We start from the raw sequence: 21719 nt of genomic DNA, 5'->3' as shown, positions 1-21719 counted from the left end.
CCCTGACATGTTGATGCGCTGGCTGGCGGTACCTGCATTACTGGTCGCGTTTACCGGGTTGGCTCAGGCCGCAGAATGCCCGACGCTGTTGGAAGGTTCGCTGCCCAAACTACGCGCCAAGGAATCCATCGACTTGTGCCAGCGCTTCGCGGGCAAGCCGTTGGTGGTGGTCAATACCGCCAGTTTTTGCGGCTTCGCCCCGCAGTTCAAAAGCCTTGAAGCGCTGAATCAACGTTACAAGGATCAGGGGCTGGAGGTGATCGGTGTGCCGTCCAATGACTTCAAGCAGGAGTCAAAGGACGGTGCCGAGACGGCCAAGGTCTGTTATGTGAATTATGGTGTGACCTTCACCATGACCGAGCCGCAGAATGTTCGCGGTGACGATGCGACGCACCTGTTCCGGGTGCTCGCCGAGCAATCCAGTGCGCCGAAATGGAATTTCTACAAGTACGTGGTCGATCGTCAGGGCAAGGTGATTGCCAATTTCTCCAGCCTGACCAAACCCGATGATCCCGATTTCATCGCGGCAGTAGAGAAGGCTCTGGCTTCACCGCCTCCCGCTCCCTGATCGATGCCCACTAAAAAGCCCCGCCTCTGTGCAAGAGAGCGGGGCTTTTTTTGCTTCAGGTGGCGAGGGATTCAGGCTCGCCGTGAAACATCAGAAGCGGTAGGTAGCGCCAACACCGAAACCGTTTGCACTGTTCTCGTACTTGGCGTTGTAGGACTGACCCAAAGCGTTAGCACGTTTGACAGTGACAGATTCTTCCTTGAGGTAGGAGTAAGCCACATCAATGGTCCAGTCGTCGGTTGGGTTGAAGCCTGCACCGATGCTGAAAATCGTCCGGTCGCCGGTAGGAATGCGTGGCGAACGATCAGTGTTGTTGGTCGGCGACTGGTCAAAGGAGAGACCGGTACGCAATACCCACTGCTTGTTCAACTGATAGGAAGTACCCAAGGCGTAGGCCCAGGTGTCATGCCAGTTCTGGTCTTCCTTGATGGTACCAACGATTTGTGGGGCGAGGGCACCGCCGCTTTGTGCGGTTACGCCGTCGTTGTTGACCGTGATGTCTTTCAGGCGGCTCCAGCGGGTCCAGGTCGCACCGGCATAGAGCTTCCAGGCGTCATTCAAATCTTGAGTCACGGAAAGGTCATAGGACTCAGGTGTTTCGAGCTTCAGCGAGGCATCGTAACGGTTGGATTTGAGTAGCTGAGGTGGCACGCCAGCGCCAGCCGTCACATCGGTGTGGCCGTCGAGCTTGTAGTTCACTTTCGAGTGGTAGGTCAGGCCCACGCGAGTGGTGTCGGTGGCTTGCACCAGGATGCCAGCGTTCCAGCCCAAGGCTGTATCGTCGCCCTTGATCTCGACATTGTTGTCGCCAGACCGTGGGACTGGGAGAGCAATGTCCGATTCCAGGGTGCCGGTAATCCGGTTGATGGTAGGGCCAAAACCGATCGATACCTTGTCGTTGAACGCGTAACTGACGGTTGGTTGCAGAGTGACGACTTTGACTTCGCTCTTGCTGCCGAAAGCGCGGCCCTGAAAGCCGTTTTCGTAGTTGGTAATCAGCCCGAACGGAGCGTAGACACCAAAACCGACAGCCCATTCATCGCTGAGTTTATTTGTATAGAAACCCATCGGTACTGAAGTGAACGGAACCATATCGCCTTTGTTGGTTCCGCTTGAACGGCCGCTGGTATCGCTGATATCGGTCGAGGCGTCGATCGCTGCGATACCGCCGGTGATTTGCTGGCCTTTGAGGCGGGCCATACCGGCAGGGTTGCCAAAAACTGTACTTGCATCTTCGGCGGAAGAAGAGCGCCCGGCATAACCAGTACCCATTCCGCTGATGCTTTGTTCGTTGAGGGCAAAGCCGCTTGCGAAGATTTGGGTGGATGCCAAGGCAACGGCGAGGCTAATGGTGGTTTTGAGCATTACTTTTTTCATTATTAGAACTCCTGGAGATCACCGGGGCGGAAATTACCAACATTTTCGTCCGGGCGCCATAGGCTGTATCGCTTGATTTAGAGCGGTTTTGTAGGACAATCCGACCAAATTCGCGACCAGATGGGCGATTTTTGGATCCAGGGTGATCAGCAGGCCACCTGATTCAGCGGTGAAACACAGGTCTGCCACGCGTAGGTGAAGTCTCTCAGGCGTCCTTGGGGCTGGAAGGTCTGGCGCCAGATTCGCGCCATTCCCAGCAGGTCGCCGGCTTCAGGGAGGGGAGTGTTCTGTTCTTCGACCAGCAGCCAGGCGATGGCTGTGGCGTAACGCAGGTTGACGGTCAATTCGAGGTGCGGGCCGCTGAGGAAAGCATGTTGGCTGGCCAGGCCCCGGACCAGGCTGGCGCGTTCGGGATCGAGTGCCAGATAGTGGTCCCAGAGTGCCTGATGACGGGGTTCGGCGATTCGGTAGAGGCCGTGTCCACGGCGGTCATGCAGGGCGGAACCCAGGGCCGACTGGCTGGCGGCAATGCCCACCAACAGGGATTCGGCAATTGCGCTATGGCGTCCAAGGTAGATCAATGTCGGGCGGATCACATAGCGGCACAGTTCGCTGGCAGCGATACCCATAAAACCCTCGAAACTCGAAATGGGCGGCGATACCTGAAAGGCTTTGGCAGCGGTGGATCGACTCAGGCTCGCCGGAAGCGGAATAAGCCGCTTGAGTTGAAGTGTAGTGTCATATTCGCGACGTAAAGGCCTGTTTTTAAAATATTTACGGCTGCCAGTTATAACCGTTATATCGGTTAGTGCTTAATCGGTATCCACGCTAGGTGAAATGTCGAGCAACAAAAAGCCCCGCGTTTTGAGCGGGGCTTTTGGTGTTTCAGCCTTGTTGGCGTCTCAGGCAACCAGTGCCTGACGGGTACGATCGATCACAGCCTGCAGCGGTTCGGCGCTGGAGTACTGATCCGGATATAGGCGTTCGCTATGACGGGCGATGCCGTGTTCGTTGACCAGCGTGAAGCTGAAACAGCCTTTGCGAGCGGCCATGATCAGGCAGTTCATTGGTGCAAAAGCGTTGGTTAGGGTGCGAATGGCATCCTGGGTATGGATTTGAGTAGACATAGTCATTGGTGTTCCTACAAGCGACACGGATAAGAACCGTGCAAAATTAAAACGTTCCAGTGACGACAACCACCATTGGTCGAACGAAGAACCCGACTGGAACAAAGCAGCCAGTTTGAAGCGCTGATAAATTGGCGCGCTTGGGCTGGCAGGTAGGTACTTAGGAGGGCAGGCAACACATCAAGGGCAAAGGTTCTGGGCCCGGGGTGAAGATCCTGATCAATTTGCAGGTTGGTTCGGTCAGAGTAAATGAGCCTGGCAACACCCTTTGCTTACGATTCAAAGGCTGTGTTGGCGCAAGAGTTACCTGGAAACCATCGAGGTGGTCGATCCCGCTTGTTCGGTGGAGGCTTCTTTTGAGAAGGCTGTCCGGGGGGATTTGTTCGACCAGAATTGACTTTCAGCTTGGTACTAACGCCGCGGATAGTAACTGATTGAATGGGCGAAGGGAAGTGTGATAGCAAAAAAGATTAAGGGCGACGTTCAATACCGTTCCCGGAGGACGTTGGATCGGTGCTGATACCCTCCTGGTACGCCCTGAAACAGCCCGCAATCCGACCGGCGGCGGTGGAAATCCAACCAGTCAGAACCCGCCTTGGTCATGGAGTTGTCACAGTTTATCCCCGACTTCGCTGACAAAACGTGCCGAAAGAGCGCGCTGATATAACCGTCAATAAGGTACTTGTGCACATAAGTTGCGCAGTCTGTCACTTCACTGTCATCCAGCCTTCAATCGCAGTGGGTGCCTGTAACCAAAATTTAAGTCAATGAAAAACATCGCTTTTTTTTACTGGTGAAAAAATCGTCAGTTTGACTGCGAGCCCCATTCCATAGGGCTTTGCGAGAGTTCAGGGGCGGTTGTCCACTGAGTTATCCACAGCTTCTGTGGATTGTCCCTAGCGCTTGCTCTAGGACGGGCGTGCTGCGTTTTTTCGACTTTACCTGTAAGAAAAAAAGAGTAGAGTGGCGCGCCTTCCGATCTGCCCCACAGTGCTTTATGAAGTTTCGTTCACATTCCATTTCCTCTCCCGCCAAACCTTCCATTGTTGTCCCACCCAAGCGCTTTTCGATGCGTGTGGCCGAGTGGTTATTGGATAGCCCACGCCTGGGCGAAAACCCCAACGTCAAACACATTGCCGGGCGTTTGCTCAAGCAGCCGGCGCGTGAGGGTGTCGTGGCCGCGCAAAGCCGCCTCGGTCAACTGATGTGTCGGGAGTGTGGTAATGCCCGGGATCGACGGATTGGCCAGGACCTGTTGCGCCAAGCCGCGCGTGCAGGTGATTTGCGCGCGCAAAGGGAACTGGGGCTGATTGAAGACTGAGCTGTCCAAGACCTGACGCCTTGGTTAACCTTCAAGCTTTATTTCAATGGCAGGAATGGCTATGGCTATGGACTTGACCAGCGCATTGCTCGGTCTGGCGGGTGCTGCACTGCCGCTGCTGGTGTTGGCCTGGCAACTGCAACGTCGAGCAGGCACCGCACAGGCAGAAGTGGCGCTATTGGAAGAGCGCCTGTCCACGGCGAATCTGGCTCAGGATGGCTTGAACGCCCAACTTGAAGCCTGTCGCGATGAAATCGCGGATCTTGGCCAGGCCAACTCCGCCAAGCAGGCCGACCTTGCCGCCGTGCGCCGTGAAGTCGAACTGCTGCAGATCGAACGTGACGATGCCCGCGATGCCGCTCACGCCTGGAATATCGAACGCGCCGGAAAAGACGCCGAACTGCGTCGTCTGGATGCCTTGGCCGCCTCGCTCAACGCAGAGCTGCGCGAACAGCAGGAAAGCCATCAACAGCGCCTCAATGACTTGCAAGGCTCGCGAGACGAGCTTCGGGCGCAGTTCGCCGAGTTGGCGGGGAAAATCTTCGATGAGCGTGAACAGCGTTTTGCCGAAACCAGTCAACAGCGCCTGGGGCAATTGCTCGACCCACTGAAGGAGCGCATCCAGTCCTTTGAAAAACGCGTCGAAGAGAGCTACCAGGCTGAAGCCCGGGAGCGCTTCTCGCTGGCCAAGGAGCTGGAGCGTCTGCAACAACTCAATCTGCGACTGAGTGACGAAGCCACCAACCTGACCCGCGCATTGAAAGGGCAGAAAACCCAGGGTAACTGGGGCGAACTGATCCTCGAGCGAGTGCTCGAACATGCCGGGCTGGAAAAAGGGCGCGAGTATCAGACCCAGGTCAATCTCAAGGGCCCGGACGGCGAGCGCTTCCAGCCGGACGTCATCATTTACCTGCCGGGCGACAAGCAAGTGGTGGTCGACTCCAAGGTCAGCCTCACGGCGTATCAGCAGTACGTTGCCGCAGAGGACGAGGCCATCGGCCAGATCGCCATCAAGCAACACGTCCTGTCCCTGCGCAATCACGTTAAAGGTTTGGCCGGGAAGGACTACAAACGTCTCGACGGCCTGCACAGCCTGGATTTCGTATTGTTGTTCGTGCCGATCGAAGCGGCCTTTTCCGCGGCGCTGCAGGCTGAGCCGACGCTGTTTCAAGAGGCGTTCGACCGCAATATCGTGATCGTCAGCCCGACCACTTTGCTGGCGACGCTGCGTGTCATCGACAGCCTGTGGAAACAGGAGCGTCAAAGCCAGAATGCGCGGGAAATCGCCGAGCGAGCCGGGTGGCTGTACGACAAGTTCGTGTTGTTTATCCAGGATCTGGATGAGGTCGGCAATCGCTTGCAGCAACTGGACAAGGCTTACAGCTCGGCGCGCAACAAGCTGACAGAGGGGCGCGGCAATCTGGTCAGCCGCAGTGAACAACTGAAGTTGCTGGGGGCGAGGGCGAGCAAAAGCCTGCCAGCCGATTTGCTCGAGCGGGCGATGACCGATGTGGACGGGTTGGTCGAATTGCCAGAGTAGCAAAACAGCATCGCGAGCAAGCTCGCTCCCACTGGGGAATGCGTTCGAATGGGGGAGCGAGCCTGCTCGCGATAGCGATGTACGCACCATCGCGACCGCCAAACACTACAACGGCAAATACCGGCTCAACAACGCCCGCAATGCCGCCGGCTTTACCGGTTTGGCCAGGTAGTCCAGTCCCGCTGCATGCACCTGGGCCATCGTTTCCTGTCGCCCATCGGCGCTGATGACCACGCCCGGCACAGGCTCGCCCAATCGGGTGCGCAGCCAGGCCATCAACTCCGTGCCGGTTTCGCCGTGGTCGAGGTGGAAGTCTACCAATGCCAATTGCGGACGCACCCCTTCATCGAGCAATGCCACGCACTCATCGCGATTACGCGCAGTCCAGACCTGACAACCCCAGCGGGTCAGCAGGCTGTTCATGCCGATCAGGATGCTGTCCTCGTTATCGATGCACAGCACCTGCGCGCCACTGAGCAATTTGCCGTTGAGTTCCGCAGGCTTGGCCGGCTGCGCGGTTTGCGCCCTGGCCAGCGGGACGCTGACGCTGAAAACGCTGCCGTGCCCCGGCCAGGAGCGAACACGCAGGGTGTGTCCTAGTACGCGGCACAAGCCGTCGGCAATGGCGAGGCCTAACCCCAGGCCTTTCTCGGCGCTGGTCTGATGACTGTCGAGGCGTTTGAACTCCTCGAAAATCACCTGCTGTTTATCTTCAGGAATGCCGGGCCCACGGTCCCACACCTCCAGACACAACTCGCCCTTGTGCCGGCGGACCCCCAGGAGCACCGGGCCCTTGGCATAGCGGAAAGCGTTGGTCAGGAAGTTCTGCAGGATTCGGCGCAACAGTTTGATATCGCTGTCGATGCGCAGCTTGCTGCTCCGGACGCGAAACTCGAGCCCTTGTTCCCGCGCCAGCGCCTTGAATTCGGCGCCGAGTGTGTCAAACAACTCATTGAGCGCGAATGGCTTGGGATTTGGATTGATCTTGCCGTTTTCGAGGCGGGAAATATCCAGCAAATCGCTGATCAGTTCTTCGGCCGAACGCAGAGAGCTATCGAGGTGCTGGACCAGTTTCTGCGCCTCGTCGGACAAACCGTCTTCCTGATGGGACAGGGCGGCGGAGAACAGTCGCGCCGCGTTCAACGGTTGCATCAAGTCATGGCTGACGGCGGCCAGGAAACGGGTTTTCGACTGGTTGGCCGCCTCGGCGTTGCCCTTGGCTTCGGTCAGGGCCACGTTGAGCTGCGACAGTTCGTGGGTGCGTTCGGTGACCCGTCGCTCCAGACCTTCGTTGGCTTCGGTCAGCGCCTGTTCGGCTTCGCGGAACGCGGTGATGTCGGTGAAACTCATGACGAAACCACCGCCAGGCATCGGGTTGCCGATCAGCTCGATCACCCGGCCATTGGGAAACAATCGTTCGGAAGTGTGCGCGCGGCCCTGACGCATCCAGTGCAGGCGGCGGGCGACGTGCACTTCGGCTTCGCCGGGGCCGCACAGGCCGCGCTCGGCGTTGTAGCGAATGATGTCGGCAATCGGTCGGCCGACGCTGATCAAGCCATCCGGGTAGTTGAACAACTCGAGGTAGCGCCGGTTCCAGGCCACCAGTTTCAGCGACTGGTCGACCACACTGATGCCCTGGGTGATGTTTTCGATCGCCCCTTGCAGCAGCGCTCGATTGAACTGCAGCACCTCGGAGGCTTCGTCGGCGATGCGCACGACGTCTTCGAGTTGCATTTCCCGACCTTCGATGGCGGCTTTTACCACTGCGCGCGTCGACGAGGCCCCCAACACACCCGCCAGCAAGCGTTCAGTGTGGGCGATCCATTCACTGTCGGCGTTCTGGTTCGGGTTGAAGCCTTTGCCCTGGCGGTAGGCAAACCGGATGAAGCTCTGGCGGGCGCGTTCTTCACCGACGAAACGTGCCGCCAGTTGCAGCAAGTCGTCGATCTGCACGGCCAGCATCGAGCGTCCGCTGGGGCGAGCGCTGATTTCCTGGCCAATGAAGCGACCGGCCTGCCAGTGTTCCGAGACCCGTGTGCGTGACAGTACCGAGACCCAGGCGAACAGGGTGAAATTACCGGCAAGGGACAGCACCACACCTTGGGTCAGTGGCGTGATAGGCAAGTGCAGCGGGTTGCTGTGTAACCACGCCAGCCCCGGAAAACTGCTCAGTGACCAGCCCAGGCTAAGGGCGGCAATCGGCAGGATCAGGGTGTAGAACCACAGGAAGGTCCCGGCAGCGAGGCCGGCGAACACGCCGCGGCGGTTGGCCTGTTTCCAGTACAACGCGCCCAGCATGGCCGGCGCCAGTTGGGTCACTGCGGCGAACGCGATCTGGCCGATGGTCGCCAGGCTCGCGGTCGAGCCGAGCAAGCGATAGCTGACGTACGCCAGCAGCAAAATGGCGACGATGCTCACCCGGCGTACCGAGAGCATCCACTGGCGGAACACTTCGAACGGGCGCTCGGCGTTGTTGCGGCGTAGCAGCCACGGCAACAGCATGTCGTTGGAGACCATGGTCGACAGTGCCACGCTGGCCACGATCACCATGCCGGTCGCCGCCGATGCCCCCCCGATAAACGCCAGCAGGGCCAAGGCCGGATGCGCCTGGGCCAGTGGCAGGCTGATGACGAAGGAGTCCGGCAGTACCGAACTGGGCAACAGCATCTGACCCGCCAGCGCAATGGGGACGACGAACAGCGCCGCCAATGCCAGGTAGGCCGGGAATACCCATTTGGCCAGGCGCAAGTCCTGAGGGTCGATGTTTTCCACGACGGTCACATGGAACTGCCGTGGCAGGCAGATAATCGCCATCATCGCCACGCCAGTCTGGACCACCATCGATGGCCAGTTGACGGTTTCCTTCCAGTATTCCTCGAGGCGCGGGGCGAGCATGGCCTGGTCGAAAAGGTCGTCGAAACCGTCATACAGGCCGTAGGTCACATACGCGCCGACCGCCAGAAAAGCGAACAGCTTCACCAGTGATTCGAATGCGATGGCCAGCACCATGCCGCGATGGTGTTCCGTGGCATCCAGGTTGCGAGTACCGAAGACGATGGTGAACAGGGCCAGCACCAGCGACACGATCAACGCGGTGTCCTGTGCTCGAACGCCCATGGCATCGGCACCGGCACCGATCAGCAGGTTCACCCCGAGCACGATGCCCTTGAGTTGCAGGGCGATGTAGGGCAACACGCCGACCAGGCAGATCAACGCCACCACCACCGCCAGCGATTGGGATTTGCCATAGCGGGCGGCGATGAAGTCGGCAATCGAAGTGATGTTCTCCTGCTTGCTGATCATTACCATTTTTTGCAGCACCCACGGTGCGCCGACCAGCAGCAGGATCGGCCCGAGGTAGATCGGCAGGAATGACCAAAGCTGTTCAGCGGCCTGGCCGACTGCGCCAAAGAAGGTCCAGCTGGTGCAATAGACAGCGAGCGAAAGGCTGTACACCCAGGCACGCACGCGCGGCGGCAGCGGCGCGCTGCGACGGTCACCGTAAAAGGCGATGGCGAACATGATGGCCATATAGGCCAGGGCGACGGCGGCAATCAGCCCGCTGGACAACGACATGGGAACTCCCGACAACCAAAGACACCCGGGCCGTCCCGCCCGGACAGACAGTCTCGCACGATGGCCGGGGTTAGTCAGTGTCGACCAAGGTCGTGGCGCGGCGGGGTGCCGCAGGGTGAGGGAGGGGTAGCCAGTTTTTTGTGGTGCGTGCCGGCCCCATCGCGAGCTTGCTCGCGATGGCGACCTTACTGGCTCAACGCAATGTCGATCAGTTGATGCAATTCCTCGACCTGCAGCGGTGCCTCGGAGAACAGAATGCGAAACACGATGGGCGCAGCCACCATGTTGATCAGCCGGTCGACGCTGGGGCGGGGCTGATCCGGGTAGCGATCCAGAATTGTCTGTAGCTGCCCGCCAATGATCGTCGCGCAATAGCTCGGCTTGAGGCTCGACTGCACGTCGCGCAGCATGTTGCGGCCGGGGGCGGAGCTCATCTCGTCCAGGTACTGTTCTGCCCAGGCACGCACGTCGCCGGACAAGCTGCCGGTATTGGCCGACTCGGTTTCCGGTTGCATGCGGGCGAGGGCGACGTCCGCCAGCAGCGCCGACAGATCTCCCCAACGCCGATAAATGGTCGAGGGCGTAACGCCCGCGCGCGCGGCGATCTGCGGCACGGTCACGCTGGCTCGATCCTGTTCTTCGAGCAGTTCGCGCACGGCCTTGTGAATGGATTCCTGCACCCGGGCACTACGGCCGCCGGGACGTAAAGTCGGAGCTGTCATCACCTTTTTCCTGTCTCGCGTCGAAGCCTGCCAACCCGCAGTCGCCTCGATCCTGAAAAACCTGTTTCGGACCTTAACACAAAGAATTTGCTTTAAGAGCGAGGCGGTAGCACACTCCACAAAAGCAAAAAATTAGCTTTTGCGGAGCGTGCCCATGTCCAGTTCTCATTCAAACCGTGCAAGCCTGTGGTTCCTGGCAATCACTTTGCTCAGTTTTCTCGCCGCCTCCACGGCACCCACGCCGTTGTACCATCTGTACCAGGAGCAACTGCAGTTTTCGGCCGCCATCCTGACGCTTGTTTTTGCGGTATACGCCCTCAGTCTGCTGGTCGCGTTGCTGACGGTGGGGTCGCTGTCGGACCACCTTGGACGCAAACCGGTCATTTTCACTGCGGTACTGCTGAACATTGTCGCGATGCTGCTATTTATCCAGGCCGACAGCGTCGGTTGGCTGATCAGTGCACGTGTCCTGCAGGGCTTCGCCACGGGGATGGCGACGGCCGTGTTGAGCGCCACGCTGCTGGACACTGATCGCCAGCAGGGGCCGCTGATCAACAGCGTGGCACCCTTGATCGGCATGGCGCTGGGTGGCATGGGTTGCGGTTTGCTCGCCGAATTTGCCCCGGCTCCGTTACACCTGACGTATTGGCTGCTGCTCGTGTTGTTTGTGATGCAGGCGTTGTATGTCTGGCGTTTGCCGGAAACTGTCTCGCGTCAGCCAGGGGCATGGGCGTCATTGCGGCCCACCCTGCATGTGCCGGTTCAGGCGCGCTCAACCTTGTGGCGGGTGCTGCCGCTCAATACCGCCACCTGGGCGCTCGGTGGTTTTTACGCCTCCCTGGCGCCTTCGTTAGTGCGCACCGCCACGGGCTCGACTTCGAACCTGATTGGCGGCGCGACCGTTGCCGTACTGACATTGACCGGTGCTTCGATGATTTTCACCCTGCGCAATTGGCCTGCCGGCAGGGCATTACAGTTGGGGGCCGGTTCGTTGGCGACGGGGGTTGCCCTGATTCTCCTGGGGGCGCACGGTGCCAGTCTGCCGCTGTTCTTCCTTGGTACGCTGGTCGCCGGTTGTGGCTTTGGAGCCGGTTTCCTGGGGGCTTTGCGTAGCGTCGTGCCGTTGGCTTTGCCCCATGAGCGCGCCGGTCTGATGTCGGCGTACTACGTGCTCAGTTACCTGGCATTCTGCCTGCCGTCATTGCTGGCCGGTAACCTGGCCCGCACCTTTGGCCTGATGGCGACCACCGAGGGTTATGGGGTCGTGCTGATCCTCCTGGCCTTGGGTGCATGGCTGGCGCACTGGCTTCGGCGCTCTTCCGGCGCTTGCAGCGCTGCTGGCCAGCCATAGGAAAACGGCATTTAATGCTGCCAATTCATTCGAAGGATCTGACCATGAAGATCATCCGCAGCAAATCTTTTACTGGCGAGCGTGCCTGGGCCGCGCTGGACATTGCCAACATGAACGGCATTACCACGCGCCTGCACTGGACTGATCAGCCCTATAAATGGCACATCAACGACGGCCAGGAAGTGTTTGTGGTGCTCGATGGGCAAGTGCAGATGCGCTACCGCGAAGAGGGGGTCGAGCGCGAGGCACTGCTGGAGGTCGGAGACATTTTTTATGCGTCGGTGGGCACTGAACACGTGGCTCATCCCGTGGGGCCGGCGCGAATTCTGGTGATAGAAACAGAAGGCAGTGTGTGACGGATTATCTGTGAAATAGATAACTCATAGAGAAATTACCCGTTATATCGATATTCGATCTGGATCTATGATGGGTTCCACCTCGCCCGAGGACAGGAGTTCACCATGACATGCCCCAACACCCTCAAGCCCGGTATCAAGCCGTTCAGCCACCTGCAGCACCCGCGCGAAGTCATTCGCCAGTTCACCCCGAACTGGTTCGCCGCCACCATGGGCACCGGAGTGCTGGCGTTGGCGTTGGCACAATTGCCCGTCGCCAGTCCCGGTTTACGCGCTCTTGCCGAAGTGGTCTGGCTGTTCAACATCGTTCTGTTCGCCTTGTTCACAGCCTTGTACGCGGCGCGCTGGGTGTTGTTTTTCAACGAGGCCCGGCGGATTTTTGGCCACTCCACGGTTTCGATGTTTTTCGGCACGATTCCCATGGGCCTGGCGACCATCATCAACGGTTTTCTGGTATTTGGCCTGCCGCGTTTTGGCGAAGGCGTGATCCAGGTGGCCGAAGCGTTGTGGTGGCTTGATGTGGCGATGTCTTTAGCGTGTGGTGTGTTGATTCCCTACATGATGTTCACCCGCCAGGAACACAGCATCGACCAAATGACCGCGGTTTGGCTGTTGCCGGTGGTGGCGGCGGAAGTGGCGGCTGCCAGTGGTGGCCTGCTGGCGCCGCATCTGGTCGATGCCCACTCGCAACTGGTGGTACTGGTGACCAGCTACGTGCTCTGGGCATTTTCCCTGCCCGTGGCGTTCAGCATTCTGACGATTCTGTTGCTGCGCATGGCGCTGCATAAACTGCCTCACGAAAACATGGCCGCTTCGAGTTGGCTGGCACTCGGGCCGATTGGTACGGGGGCGCTGGGCATGTTGCTGTTGGGTGCCGATGCACCGGTCATTTTTGCCGTCAACGGTTTGCCGGGTATCGGTGAGATCGCTGCCGGGCTGGGGCTGGTCGCCGGGATCACACTGTGGGGCTTTGGCCTGTGGTGGATGCTAATGGCTGTGCTGATCACTCTGCGCTATCTGCGTGGAGGCATCCCTTTCAACCTCGGCTGGTGGGGGTTCACCTTTCCGTTGGGCGTCTATTCCCTGGCAACGCTGAAACTGGCCAGCACTTTGCACCTGTCGTTTTTCAGTGTCTTCGGTTGTGTGCTGGTGAGTTTGCTGGCCGTGATGTGGCTGATCGTCGCCAAACGCACCGTGCAGGGCGCCTGGCGCGGTGAGCTGTTTGTCTCGCCGTGCATTGCAGGATTGAAGAAATAACCGGCAAAGATTAGGTAATGTGTGGCCTGGATCGACGTGCGACATTCCAATAAATGTATCCACGCCACTCACACCTGAATCAGGGACACGGAAGATGAGTCATCCCTCACAGTTCACCTTGCTGCGCACACGGCGTTTCCTGCCGTTTTTCGTGACACAGTCCCTCGGGGCGTTCAACGACAACATCTTCAAGCAGTCACTGATCCTCGCCATCCTCTACAAGTTGACCATCGAAGGTGATCGTTCGATCTGGGTCAATTTGTGTGCGCTGCTGTTCATTCTGCCGTTCTTTCTGTTTTCGGCACTGGCCGGGCAGTTCGGCGAGAAGTTCGCCAAGGATGCGCTCATCCGCCTGATCAAACTCGGCGAAATCGTCATCATGGCGGTTGGCGCGGTGGGTTTCTTGTTCGATCATTTGTCGCTGATGCTGGTGGCGCTGTTCGCCATGGGGACGCATTCGGCGCTGTTCGGGCCGGTGAAATACTCGATCCTGCCCCAGGCCTTGCGCGAAGAAGAGCTGGTGGGTGGCAACGGTCTGGTGGAAATGGGCACCTTCCTGGCGATCCTGGCCGGGACCATCGGCGCCGGGATCATGATGTCGTCCAGTCACTATGCGCCCATCGTTTCGATGGCCATCGTCGGTATTGCCGTCCTGGGTTACCTGGCCAGCCGCGGCATTCCACGGGCGGCCGCGACGTCGCCGCAGATGCACCTGAACTGGAACATTTTCAGCCAGTCCTGGGCCACCTTGAAGCTGGGCCTGGGGCAGACCCCGGCGGTGTCGCGCTCGATTGTCGGCAACTCATGGTTCTGGTTTGTCGGGGCGATCTATCTGACGCAAATCCCCGCCTATGCCAAGGAGTGGATGCACGGCGACGAGACGGTGGTGACGTTGATTCTGACGGTGTTCTCGGTGGGTATCGCCCTGGGCTCGATGCTGTGTGAGAAATTGTCCGGACGCAAAGTCGAAATTGGCCTGGTGCCATTCGGTTCTTTCGGGTTGACCGTATTCGGCTTGTTGCTGTGGTGGCATTCCGGCGGGATTCCGGACAGCGTCGAGGGCCATGGCTGGCTCGAGATTCTCGGCTTTGGCCACACCTGGCTGGTATTGATCGACATCCTCGGCCTGGGGATTTTCGGCGGTTTCTACATCGTGCCGCTGTACGCGCTGATTCAGTCGCGCACCCCCGAGAACGAGCGGGCGCGGGTCATTGCCGCCAACAACATTCTCAATGCGCTGTTCATGGTGGTGTCGGCGATTGTCTCGATCGTCTTGTTGAGCCTGGTCAAATTGTCGATTCCGCAGCTGTTCCTGGTGGTGTCGCTGCTGAACATCGGCGTCAATGCCTACATTTTCAAAATCGTTCCCGAATTCACCATGCGCTTCATGATCTGGCTGCTCAGCCATTCCATGTACCGCGTGGAGCATCGCAACCTGGATCTGATTCCTGATGAAGGCGCGGCACTGCTGGTGTGCAACCACGTGTCGTTCGTCGATGCCTTGCTGATTGGTGGGGCGGTGCGTCGGCCGATTCGCTTCGTGATGTATTACAAAATCTACAACCTGCCGGTGTTGAATTTCATCTTTCGCACGGCCGGGACGATTCCGATCGCGGGGCGCCAGGAAGACATCCAGATCTATGAAAAGGCCTTCACGCGCATTGCGCAGTATCTGAAGGACGGCGAACTGGTGTGCATCTTCCCCGAGGGCAAACTGACCGCCGATGGCGAGATCAACGAGTTCAAGGGCGGATTGAAGCGGATTCTCGAAGAGACACCGGTGCCGGTGATTCCGTTGGCCTTGCAGGGTTTGTGGGGAAGTTTCTTCAGTCGCGATCCGAATAAAGGATTGTTTCGCCGATTGTGGTCGCGGGTGACGTTGGTGGCCGGGCCAGCGGTGGCAGCGGAGGTGGCGGAGCCGGCCAGATTGCAGCAGTTGGTGGGGGAGTTGCGCGGGGCCGTTAGATAAAAGTTGTTCGCGCGGGCCTCATCGCGGGCAAGCCCGCTCCCACAAGGATTGGTGATGTGCCTTCTGTGTTTGGCACAACACAAACCCTGTGGGAGCGGGCTTGCCCGCGATGGCGTCAGAGGCTTACGCGCTGACCTTGAGCCCAACCAGTCCGGCAATAATCAATGCCACACTGGCCAGCCTCACCAGCGCCATGGACTCGCCAAACAGGATGATCCCGGCGATCACCGTGCCGACGGCGCCGACACCGGTCCAGATCGCATAGGCCGTGCCCAGCGGCAGTTCCTTCATGGCAAGGCCCAACAAGCCAAGGCTGACGCCCATGGCTGCAACGGTCAGTGCGGTGGGGAGAGGGCGGCTGAAACCGTCGGTGTATTTCAGGCCGACTGCCCAGCCGACTTCGAACAGGCCGGCGAAAAACAGAATGATCCAGGACATCAAAGACCTCCATCGATTGACGGGGTCGTCCCCAGATTAATGACTCGATTGAGCCGCGAGGTCGTCCTCGCGTTGCGCAATATAGTGCCCAGCATTAACCCGGGGATCAAGTTTGTGGATCAATCGGTGGCTTGCCGAGCCGCAATTTTCCGGTCTTCCTTCTCGCTCATGCGACGGAAATACGTCGAGAGCAACGCCCCGGAAATGTTGTGCCACACGCTGAACAATGCACTCGGCACCGCCGCCAGTGGCGAGAAGTGCGCACTGGCCAGGGCTGCCCCCAAACCTGAGTTCTGCATGCCGACTTCCAGCGCCAGTGACTTGCGCTGAGCCAATGGCAACTTGAACAGGCGCCCGGTGAAGTAGCCCAGCAGATAGCCGAAGCTGTTGTGCAGCATGACTACCGCCATGATCAGCAAGCCGGACTCGGCAATCTTCGCCTGGCTGGCGGCAACCACGGCTGTGACGATGATCACGATGCTGACCACCGACACCAGCGGCAACACGTCCACCGCGTGGCGAACCCGATCACCCAGCAGGCGCTGGGCAACGACGCCGAGTACGATCGGCAGCAGCACCACTTGCAGGATCGACCAGAACAGCTCCATGAACGACACCGGCAACCAGGCCGAGGCCAACAGCCAGATCAATGCCGGCGTCAGCAGTGGGGCGAGGAGGGTGGTGACGGCGGCGATGGCCACCGACAGGGCCAGATCGCCGCGTGCCAGCCAGGTCATCACGTTCGATGAGGTGCCGCTTGGGCAACAGCCGACCAGGATCACGCCGACGGCGATTTCGGGCGGCAGATGGAACGCCTGGCAGAGTAACCACGCCACGCCGGGCATGATCACGAAATGTGCGACCACGCCCAGGGCCACGCGCCATGGATGGCGAGCGACTTCGGCGAAGTCTTCGAGCTTGAGGGTCAGGCCCATGCCGAACATCACCAACCCCAGCAGCGGCACGATGGCACCCTTCAGGCCGATGAACCATGCCGGTTGCAGAAACGCCACCACGGCGAATATCAGTACCCAGTAAGCGAAGGTGTTGCCGACAAAGCGACTCAATGCAGCCAGTGCGCGCATGGCTTGATCCTTATTATTAAGTAGCAGCAGAAGCCCCCCTGTAGGAGCGAGCCTGCTCGCGATGGCGCGGTGTCAGTCAGCATTAATGTTGAATGTCAGTCCGTCATCGCGAGCAAGCTCGCTCCCACAGTAAAACCACCAGACTTTAGATCCCTTGCGGAGTCTCTTCTCCACCCAATGCCTCAACCAGCGCCGGCAGGAAGTCGCCGAAGGTGAGCATCATCAGGGTGAAGCTGGCATCCAGTTGACCCAGGGCTTCGTCGCCACCGTCCTGTTCCGCCTGGTCTTGCAGCAGGTCTTCGAACTTCAGGCGCTTGACCACCATTTTATCGTCGAGGACGAAGGACAGCTTGTCCTGCCAGGCCAGCGACAGCTGAGTGACGACTTTGCCAGTGCTCAAGTGCAGCTGGATTTCTTCGCTGGTCAGGTCCTGACGCTTGCAACGCACGATACCGCCGTCTTCGTGGGTGTCGCGCAGTTCGCACTCGTCCAGCACAAAGAAATCGTCCGCGGCTTTCTGGGTGGTGACCCACTCGGTCATGGTCGCGGTCGGAGACATTTTTACCGTCAGCGGGCGCACCGGCAGGGTACCGATCACTTCACGCAGGGTGGACAGCAGGTCTTCGGCACGTTTCGGGCTGGCCGAGTTCACCAGGATCAGGCCCTGTTTCGGCGCGATGGCGGCGAAGGTCGAGGAGCGGCGGATAAAGGCGCGCGGCAGGAAGGCCTGGATGATTTCATCCTTGATCTGGTCGCGTTCCTTTTTATAGACCTTGCGCATTTGCTCGGCTTCGATCTCTTCGACCTTCTCCTTGACCGCGTCACGCACGACGCTGCCTGGCAGAATACGTTCTTCCTTGCGGGCGCTGATCAGCAGGAAGTCGCCACTGACGTGCACCAGCGGTGCATCTTCGCCCTTGCCGAACGGCGCGACGAAACCGTAGGTGGTCAACTCCTGGCTTGCACATGGACGCGCCAGTTTGGTGGCCAGTGCAGTTTCCAACGCCTCGGCATCAACAGGCAGATCTTGGGTCAGGCGATAGATAAGCAGGTTCTTGAACCACATGGGGTGAGTCTCTCCTTTATACAAAGGGAGGCATTATTGTCCTCGCGGTGCCATAGGCCAACCCTTCTCTAAGCCTTTGGAAGGCATGAAAAAATTAATTAAAAAAGTGCTTGCCAGAGGTAGGGTCGCTCCGTAGAATGCGCGCCACACCGAACGTGAAGGGTGATTAGCTCAGCTGGGAGAGCGTCTGCCTTACAAGCAGAATGTCGGCGGTTCGATCCCGTCATCACCCACCATTCGCATTCAGTGTTACGCGCAGCGGTAGTTCAGTCGGTTAGAATACCGGCCTGTCACGCCGGGGGTCGCGGGTTCGAGTCCCGTCCGCTGCGCCATATTCGGTAACCTGGAATACTGAACGCCAGGTCACCACGGAAAAGCCCGCTGATGCGGGCTTTTTTCTGCCCCAAGTTTGTATGTTGTTCCTGTGGGTTGCATCGTTTCACCGGTTTTTAGATTTTTTTGAAAAAAACATCAATTAAATCAACACTTTATAAAAACCTGTGGCATAATGTGTCCCGCAACGAAGGTAAAGGGTGATTAGCTCAGCTGGGAGAGCGTCTGCCTTACAAGCAGAATGTCGGCGGTTCGATCCCGTCATCACCCACCACTTTCAACGCTACGCGCAGCGGTAGTTCAGTCGGTTAGAATACCGGCCTGTCACGCCGGGGGTCGCGGGTTCGAGTCCCGTCCGCTGCGCCATATTCGGTAACCTGGAACACTGAACGCCAGGTCACCACAGAAAGCCCGCTCAATGCGGGCTTTTTGCTGTCTGGAATTTGGCTTTTCCTGCGGCGAATCGGCCCTTCGATGGTAAGAGCGAACGTGCTCCGGGCGGCGTTCCGACGATGGTCGTCAAGGATAAAGCTGCAAATCTGCTCCCCCCGTGGTGTTCTCGGGTTTTTCGCGAGCAGGCTCGCTCCTACTGTTCGGCGTTGCGGGCGTGTCGGTAATCGCTGACGGCTTCGTAAACGGCTTTGCGCAACCGATTGATGCCGCCGATAGGACGATGAGCCTCAAGCCCAAACCATGGGTTGAACGACTGATTGTCGCATTGCAGGTTCAGCGCAGGCGTGTCGAAGTCCTGTGCAGGCACGTTGATGCGTGCCACGGTCTGGAAGGGCGCATCGTTCTCGCTCCACTCAATACTGGTGTCTTCGATCGGCATGTACTTGTTTGCGTCCTGGCGCTGGATCTGCAAGACGAAACACGCAGGTACCCGATCTGTCGACAGCTGTTGGTTCAGCGCATTGCGCAGGAAGTTCGGCAATTTCTGGTTTTGCGCAGGCAAGCTGTAGGGCGGGCAGCTTTGCGGGTCGGGCATTACACGAAACTTGGCGTTGGCTTCACCGAATTTGTAAGGCGAAACTGAAAAGTACATGGCCTGGGTCGGGCTCGGCGGCGCGGGTGACAGGGTCTTCAGCGCAATAAACAGGTGACGAACCTCCCAGGTGCGCGGGTCCCAACCCGGAAAAAAGGCCATGATTTTTTTGCCGTCGGCCTGAGCGGCGACGTTTTGACGATACTCGGCGACATCGCTGACGAAAAAGTTCGGGTGGTTGAACATCACGAAGTCCTGTTCGCTTCGATGTGTTTGATCGCTCAGCAGTTGTTTGCCCGGCACATCGAGCAGCTTGATCGCCATGCCCCGGGCATCGCGGATGCTGTCGAACTGCGGATAGGCATTGCCGTTGGACAGGCGCATCGTCGCTTGCCAGGTTTTGCCCGGTTCGCTGAACACACCCTGACGTAAATCGTTCGCCAGGTCCGGCAGCACTTTGACCTCGGCTTGAACGCAGCCGTGGGCCTTGGCATGAGCATCGCGCAGATATCGGGTGTTATCGCGGTGCTGGTCGACGATGCGCACGGCGGTCTGGATGATGTCCTGAGTCATTGCCGCTTCGCCGTCCGGAATCAGCTCTTGCGCCGATACGGGGCCGCGGTGTTGCCAGGCAAACCACGCGGTGATCAGCGCCCAGCCAAGCAGCCCAAGACCCAGCAGCCAGAGCAGCGTCTTGCCGAGAAATGCGCCCAGGCGCAGCCAGAGGGTCATGAGCATGCAGAAATCCTTTTGCAAAGGGCGAGGGTCATGGCAATTGCGACTCAAGAGGGCCGCCCAGCACCTTCAGATACTCCAGCAGTGCCCAGCGCTCCTGTGGTTGCAGCAGTCGGCCGATCACGCCGTTGCCAAGCTTGCCGGCGCGGAACTCGTGGCCGCTGTTGTGGTTGCCGGTAATGCGCGTGTCAAACACAAAGCCATTGGTAAAGGCTTCGGTGCGATAGCCCAGGTGCCTCGGGTCGTACTCGAACGTGCCTTTGTAAAAGGTGGTTGAGCGTTCATCCTGAGGCGAAAGCAATTGATAAAGGCTTGGCACCGAGCCGTTGTGCAGGAACGGCGCTGTCGCCCAGACCCCCGCCAATGGCCGGGCCTTGTAGGCGCGTAACTCGCGAACACCGATCGGCAAGCCGAATCCATCCATTTCAGGTCGCTCGGCGGGTGTGATGCCGGCCTCGCGATAGGCCCGGTTTTCCACAAACGCTGTGACATAGGCCAGCCCTTTGGCCACCGACATCTGGCTCAGATCAAGGGGGGCTTCAGGTTTGGGTTCGACATCCAGTTGATCAAGGTCGGTTTGACTCCACTGCAGCGCCGTCAGGTCGAAGCGATGATTGGCAATGTTGTTGGCAGCGCCGGGGTCGGTGCCGATGTATTCCACCGGGAGCATTTTCAGGTGTTGCACATATCGTCCTTCGCCTTGAGTCGTCCGCGGGACGTGGCAGCCGGCGCAGTTTTCGCTGAACAGTGCGCGACCTTTTGCGGCCAAGGGTTTGTCGATGGGCCCCAACAGTTCTTCGGGCCAGGCGGGCGGTGCGAGCCGTTGCAGGGTTTCTTCGATCAGATGCAAATCACGCACCCGGACGCTGGAAGGGTAACGATCATCGCCCTTGAGCGGTTGCCGATTACGGTCGAAAAAATTCAGCGTGGCGCCTACACCCAAGGCTTCGCCGATATTGCGAGCCATGGGCTGCTGCGCCGAGCCGTTCCATTGCACCCAGTCGAATGTCCACATATCCCATAGCTGTGGATAGTCCACCGGGGCGTCGGCTACGCGATAATTTTCGGGGGTAATGGCATCGCCGAAACTGGCATTGGCGATGCGCCCGAAAGCATCCGTACGCCCCGGCCCTTCTTCAGTCGGGTAGAGCCCGCGATGGGTGTCGTTCCAGGCCACTTTCAAGAAAGTATCGAGCGAGCCTTTGAATTCGTCGCGCAGTTGCTGGCGCCGGGCGTCGTAATCCTGCCCCAGCACCTGACGTGCGAAACGTTCGAATTTCCAGGGGTTGTAATAAGTCGCTGCCAGGCTCGCTACCAAGGCTTGTCCGAAACTGCCACCTTGTAGTGTAGGCACGCTCGAGGGCAGGACATGTTGCGCCGAACCGCCATCGATGCGCACGGCTTGGCCTTTGAAACGCAGTTCCCCGGTATGGCAGGCGGCACAGGTAATATCCAGAAACGTATCCGCGCTTCCGGGATTTTTGTGCCGGGCAAAGCCCACCGGAAGATTTCCGGGGTTGTTCGGCGTGGGTTTCTGATTGGGATCGATTAAAAAGCCGAAGCGTGCGAGGTATTCAGGAGAGGCGAATCGTTGCTGCGAGAAGGGCAGCTCAAGCGCCGTGAACCAATCGTAGTGCAGGCCTTTGACCTGCGTGCCCTGAGGTGTGAAGTAGTAGGTCTGACGGTCGGTATCGCTCCATTGGTCTAGGTAATGCACCTGTTGCGCAGGTGACCAGGCCGGTAGTTTCGGGTTGGCGACATAATACAGGACCACGGCCAGACACAGCCCGACCAGGATTACGATCAGCATCAGCAAACGGAAGAAGAGGCGCAAGATGAACATCCTTGTCGATTATTATTCTTTTATGCCTCAGTGCCAGATCGGCGGCAAGTGGCCATTACGCCAGACATTG

General features: G+C 58.9%; 17 protein-coding genes and 4 tRNA genes. 11 read left to right on the top strand and 10 right to left on the bottom strand.

What is annotated here, in order from left to right; genetic code table 11:
- Positions 1 to 7: 7 nt before the first annotated feature.
- Positions 8 to 568 carry a glutathione peroxidase gene (locus BLV61_RS07840; protein WP_047531790.1) on the top strand — a complete coding sequence of 187 codons (561 nt, stop codon included), beginning with the start codon at positions 8 to 10 and terminating at the stop codon, positions 566 to 568.
- Between the two features lie 90 nt (positions 569 to 658).
- Here the strand turns inward: BLV61_RS07840 and BLV61_RS07835 are convergent, their stop codons facing one another.
- The 3 genes from BLV61_RS07835 to BLV61_RS07825 form a co-directional block, all read right to left on the bottom strand.
- Positions 659 to 1945: an OmpP1/FadL family transporter gene (locus tag BLV61_RS07835; protein ID WP_047531788.1), complete on the bottom strand. Its 1287-nt coding sequence runs from the start codon at positions 1943 to 1945 to the stop codon at positions 659 to 661.
- A 146-nt stretch (positions 1946 to 2091) separates the two neighbouring features.
- Positions 2092 to 2574, bottom strand: coding sequence for a hypothetical protein (locus BLV61_RS07830; protein WP_047531785.1), 483 nt, complete (start codon positions 2572 to 2574; stop codon positions 2092 to 2094).
- A 273-nt stretch (positions 2575 to 2847) separates the two neighbouring features.
- Entirely contained in the window at positions 2848 to 3072 is a 225-nt protein-coding gene (locus BLV61_RS07825) for a hypothetical protein (protein ID WP_003214941.1), read from the bottom strand.
- Positions 3073 to 4069: 997 nt separating this feature from the next.
- Here BLV61_RS07825 and BLV61_RS07815 point away from each other — a divergent pair.
- Complete coding sequence (locus tag BLV61_RS07815) at positions 4070 to 4393, top strand: SEL1-like repeat protein (RefSeq protein WP_081997930.1); 324 nt, start codon at positions 4070 to 4072, stop codon at positions 4391 to 4393.
- 61 nt (positions 4394 to 4454) lie between these two features.
- Positions 4455 to 5933: a DNA recombination protein RmuC gene (locus tag BLV61_RS07810; RefSeq protein WP_047531775.1), complete on the top strand. Its 1479-nt coding sequence runs from the start codon at positions 4455 to 4457 to the stop codon at positions 5931 to 5933.
- 105 nt (positions 5934 to 6038) lie between these two features.
- On the opposite strand, the gene BLV61_RS07805 is transcribed toward BLV61_RS07810, so the two are convergent.
- Entirely contained in the window at positions 6039 to 9509 is a 3471-nt protein-coding gene (locus BLV61_RS07805) for a hybrid sensor histidine kinase/response regulator (RefSeq protein ID WP_047531771.1), read from the bottom strand.
- A gap of 185 nt (positions 9510 to 9694) precedes the next feature.
- Positions 9695 to 10231: a TetR/AcrR family transcriptional regulator gene (locus tag BLV61_RS07800; protein ID WP_090464003.1), complete on the bottom strand. Its 537-nt coding sequence runs from the start codon at positions 10229 to 10231 to the stop codon at positions 9695 to 9697.
- Positions 10232 to 10385: 154 nt separating this feature from the next.
- Between BLV61_RS07800 and BLV61_RS07795 the strand changes: the two genes are divergently transcribed.
- The 4 genes from BLV61_RS07795 to BLV61_RS07780 all read left to right on the top strand — a co-directional run bounded on the left by BLV61_RS07795 (position 10386) and on the right by BLV61_RS07780 (position 15164).
- On the top strand, positions 10386 to 11582 hold the full coding sequence (locus BLV61_RS07795) for an MFS transporter (protein WP_090463999.1): 1197 nt from the start codon (positions 10386 to 10388) through the stop codon (positions 11580 to 11582).
- 44 nt (positions 11583 to 11626) lie between these two features.
- On the top strand, positions 11627 to 11938 hold the full coding sequence (locus BLV61_RS07790) for a cupin domain-containing protein (protein WP_047538961.1): 312 nt from the start codon (positions 11627 to 11629) through the stop codon (positions 11936 to 11938).
- Positions 11939 to 12043: 105 nt separating this feature from the next.
- Positions 12044 to 13195: a TDT family transporter gene (locus BLV61_RS07785; RefSeq protein ID WP_090463997.1), complete on the top strand. Its 1152-nt coding sequence runs from the start codon at positions 12044 to 12046 to the stop codon at positions 13193 to 13195.
- Positions 13196 to 13289: 94 nt separating this feature from the next.
- Positions 13290 to 15164, top strand: coding sequence for an MFS transporter (locus BLV61_RS07780; RefSeq protein WP_090463994.1), 1875 nt, complete (start codon positions 13290 to 13292; stop codon positions 15162 to 15164).
- 123 nt (positions 15165 to 15287) lie between these two features.
- Here the strand turns inward: BLV61_RS07780 and sugE are convergent, their stop codons facing one another.
- From sugE to rdgC, 3 genes are all read right to left on the bottom strand, one after another.
- Complete coding sequence (sugE, locus tag BLV61_RS07775) at positions 15288 to 15602, bottom strand: quaternary ammonium compound efflux SMR transporter SugE (protein WP_047531759.1); 315 nt, start codon at positions 15600 to 15602, stop codon at positions 15288 to 15290.
- A 119-nt stretch (positions 15603 to 15721) separates the two neighbouring features.
- On the bottom strand, positions 15722 to 16687 hold the full coding sequence (locus BLV61_RS07770; RefSeq protein ID WP_047531756.1) for a bile acid:sodium symporter family protein: 966 nt from the start codon (positions 16685 to 16687) through the stop codon (positions 15722 to 15724).
- A 145-nt stretch (positions 16688 to 16832) separates the two neighbouring features.
- Complete coding sequence (gene rdgC, locus BLV61_RS07765; RefSeq protein ID WP_008060875.1) at positions 16833 to 17753, bottom strand: recombination-associated protein RdgC; 921 nt, start codon at positions 17751 to 17753, stop codon at positions 16833 to 16835.
- Positions 17754 to 17913: 160 nt separating this feature from the next.
- On the opposite strand from rdgC, the gene BLV61_RS07760 reads away from it, so the two are divergent.
- From BLV61_RS07760 to BLV61_RS07745, 4 genes are all read left to right on the top strand, one after another.
- Positions 17914 to 17989 (top strand) — tRNA-Val (locus tag BLV61_RS07760).
- A gap of 19 nt (positions 17990 to 18008) precedes the next feature.
- Positions 18009 to 18085, top strand: a tRNA-Asp gene (locus BLV61_RS07755).
- 199 nt (positions 18086 to 18284) lie between these two features.
- Positions 18285 to 18360 (top strand) — tRNA-Val (locus BLV61_RS07750).
- A gap of 15 nt (positions 18361 to 18375) precedes the next feature.
- A tRNA-Asp gene (locus BLV61_RS07745) sits at positions 18376 to 18452 on the top strand.
- A gap of 220 nt (positions 18453 to 18672) precedes the next feature.
- On the opposite strand, the gene BLV61_RS07740 is transcribed toward BLV61_RS07745, so the two are convergent.
- Together BLV61_RS07740 and BLV61_RS07735 are read right to left on the bottom strand one after the other, a co-directional pair.
- A complete protein-coding gene (locus BLV61_RS07740) occupies positions 18673 to 19809 on the bottom strand; it encodes a catalase family protein (RefSeq protein WP_090463991.1) in 1137 nt (378 codons plus the stop codon).
- Positions 19810 to 19837: 28 nt separating this feature from the next.
- Positions 19838 to 21640, bottom strand: a complete 1803-nt coding sequence (locus BLV61_RS07735; protein WP_090469805.1) for a di-heme-cytochrome C peroxidase — start codon at positions 21638 to 21640, stop codon at positions 19838 to 19840.
- Positions 21641 to 21719: the final 79 nt, after the last annotated feature.

It is taken from the genome of Pseudomonas mohnii (assembly GCF_900105115.1).
GTDB classification, from domain to species: Bacteria; Pseudomonadota; Gammaproteobacteria; order Pseudomonadales; family Pseudomonadaceae; genus Aquipseudomonas; species Aquipseudomonas mohnii.
Note: the sequence above shows the minus strand (reverse complement) of the source record. Positions and strands in the feature narration are given on the sequence as shown.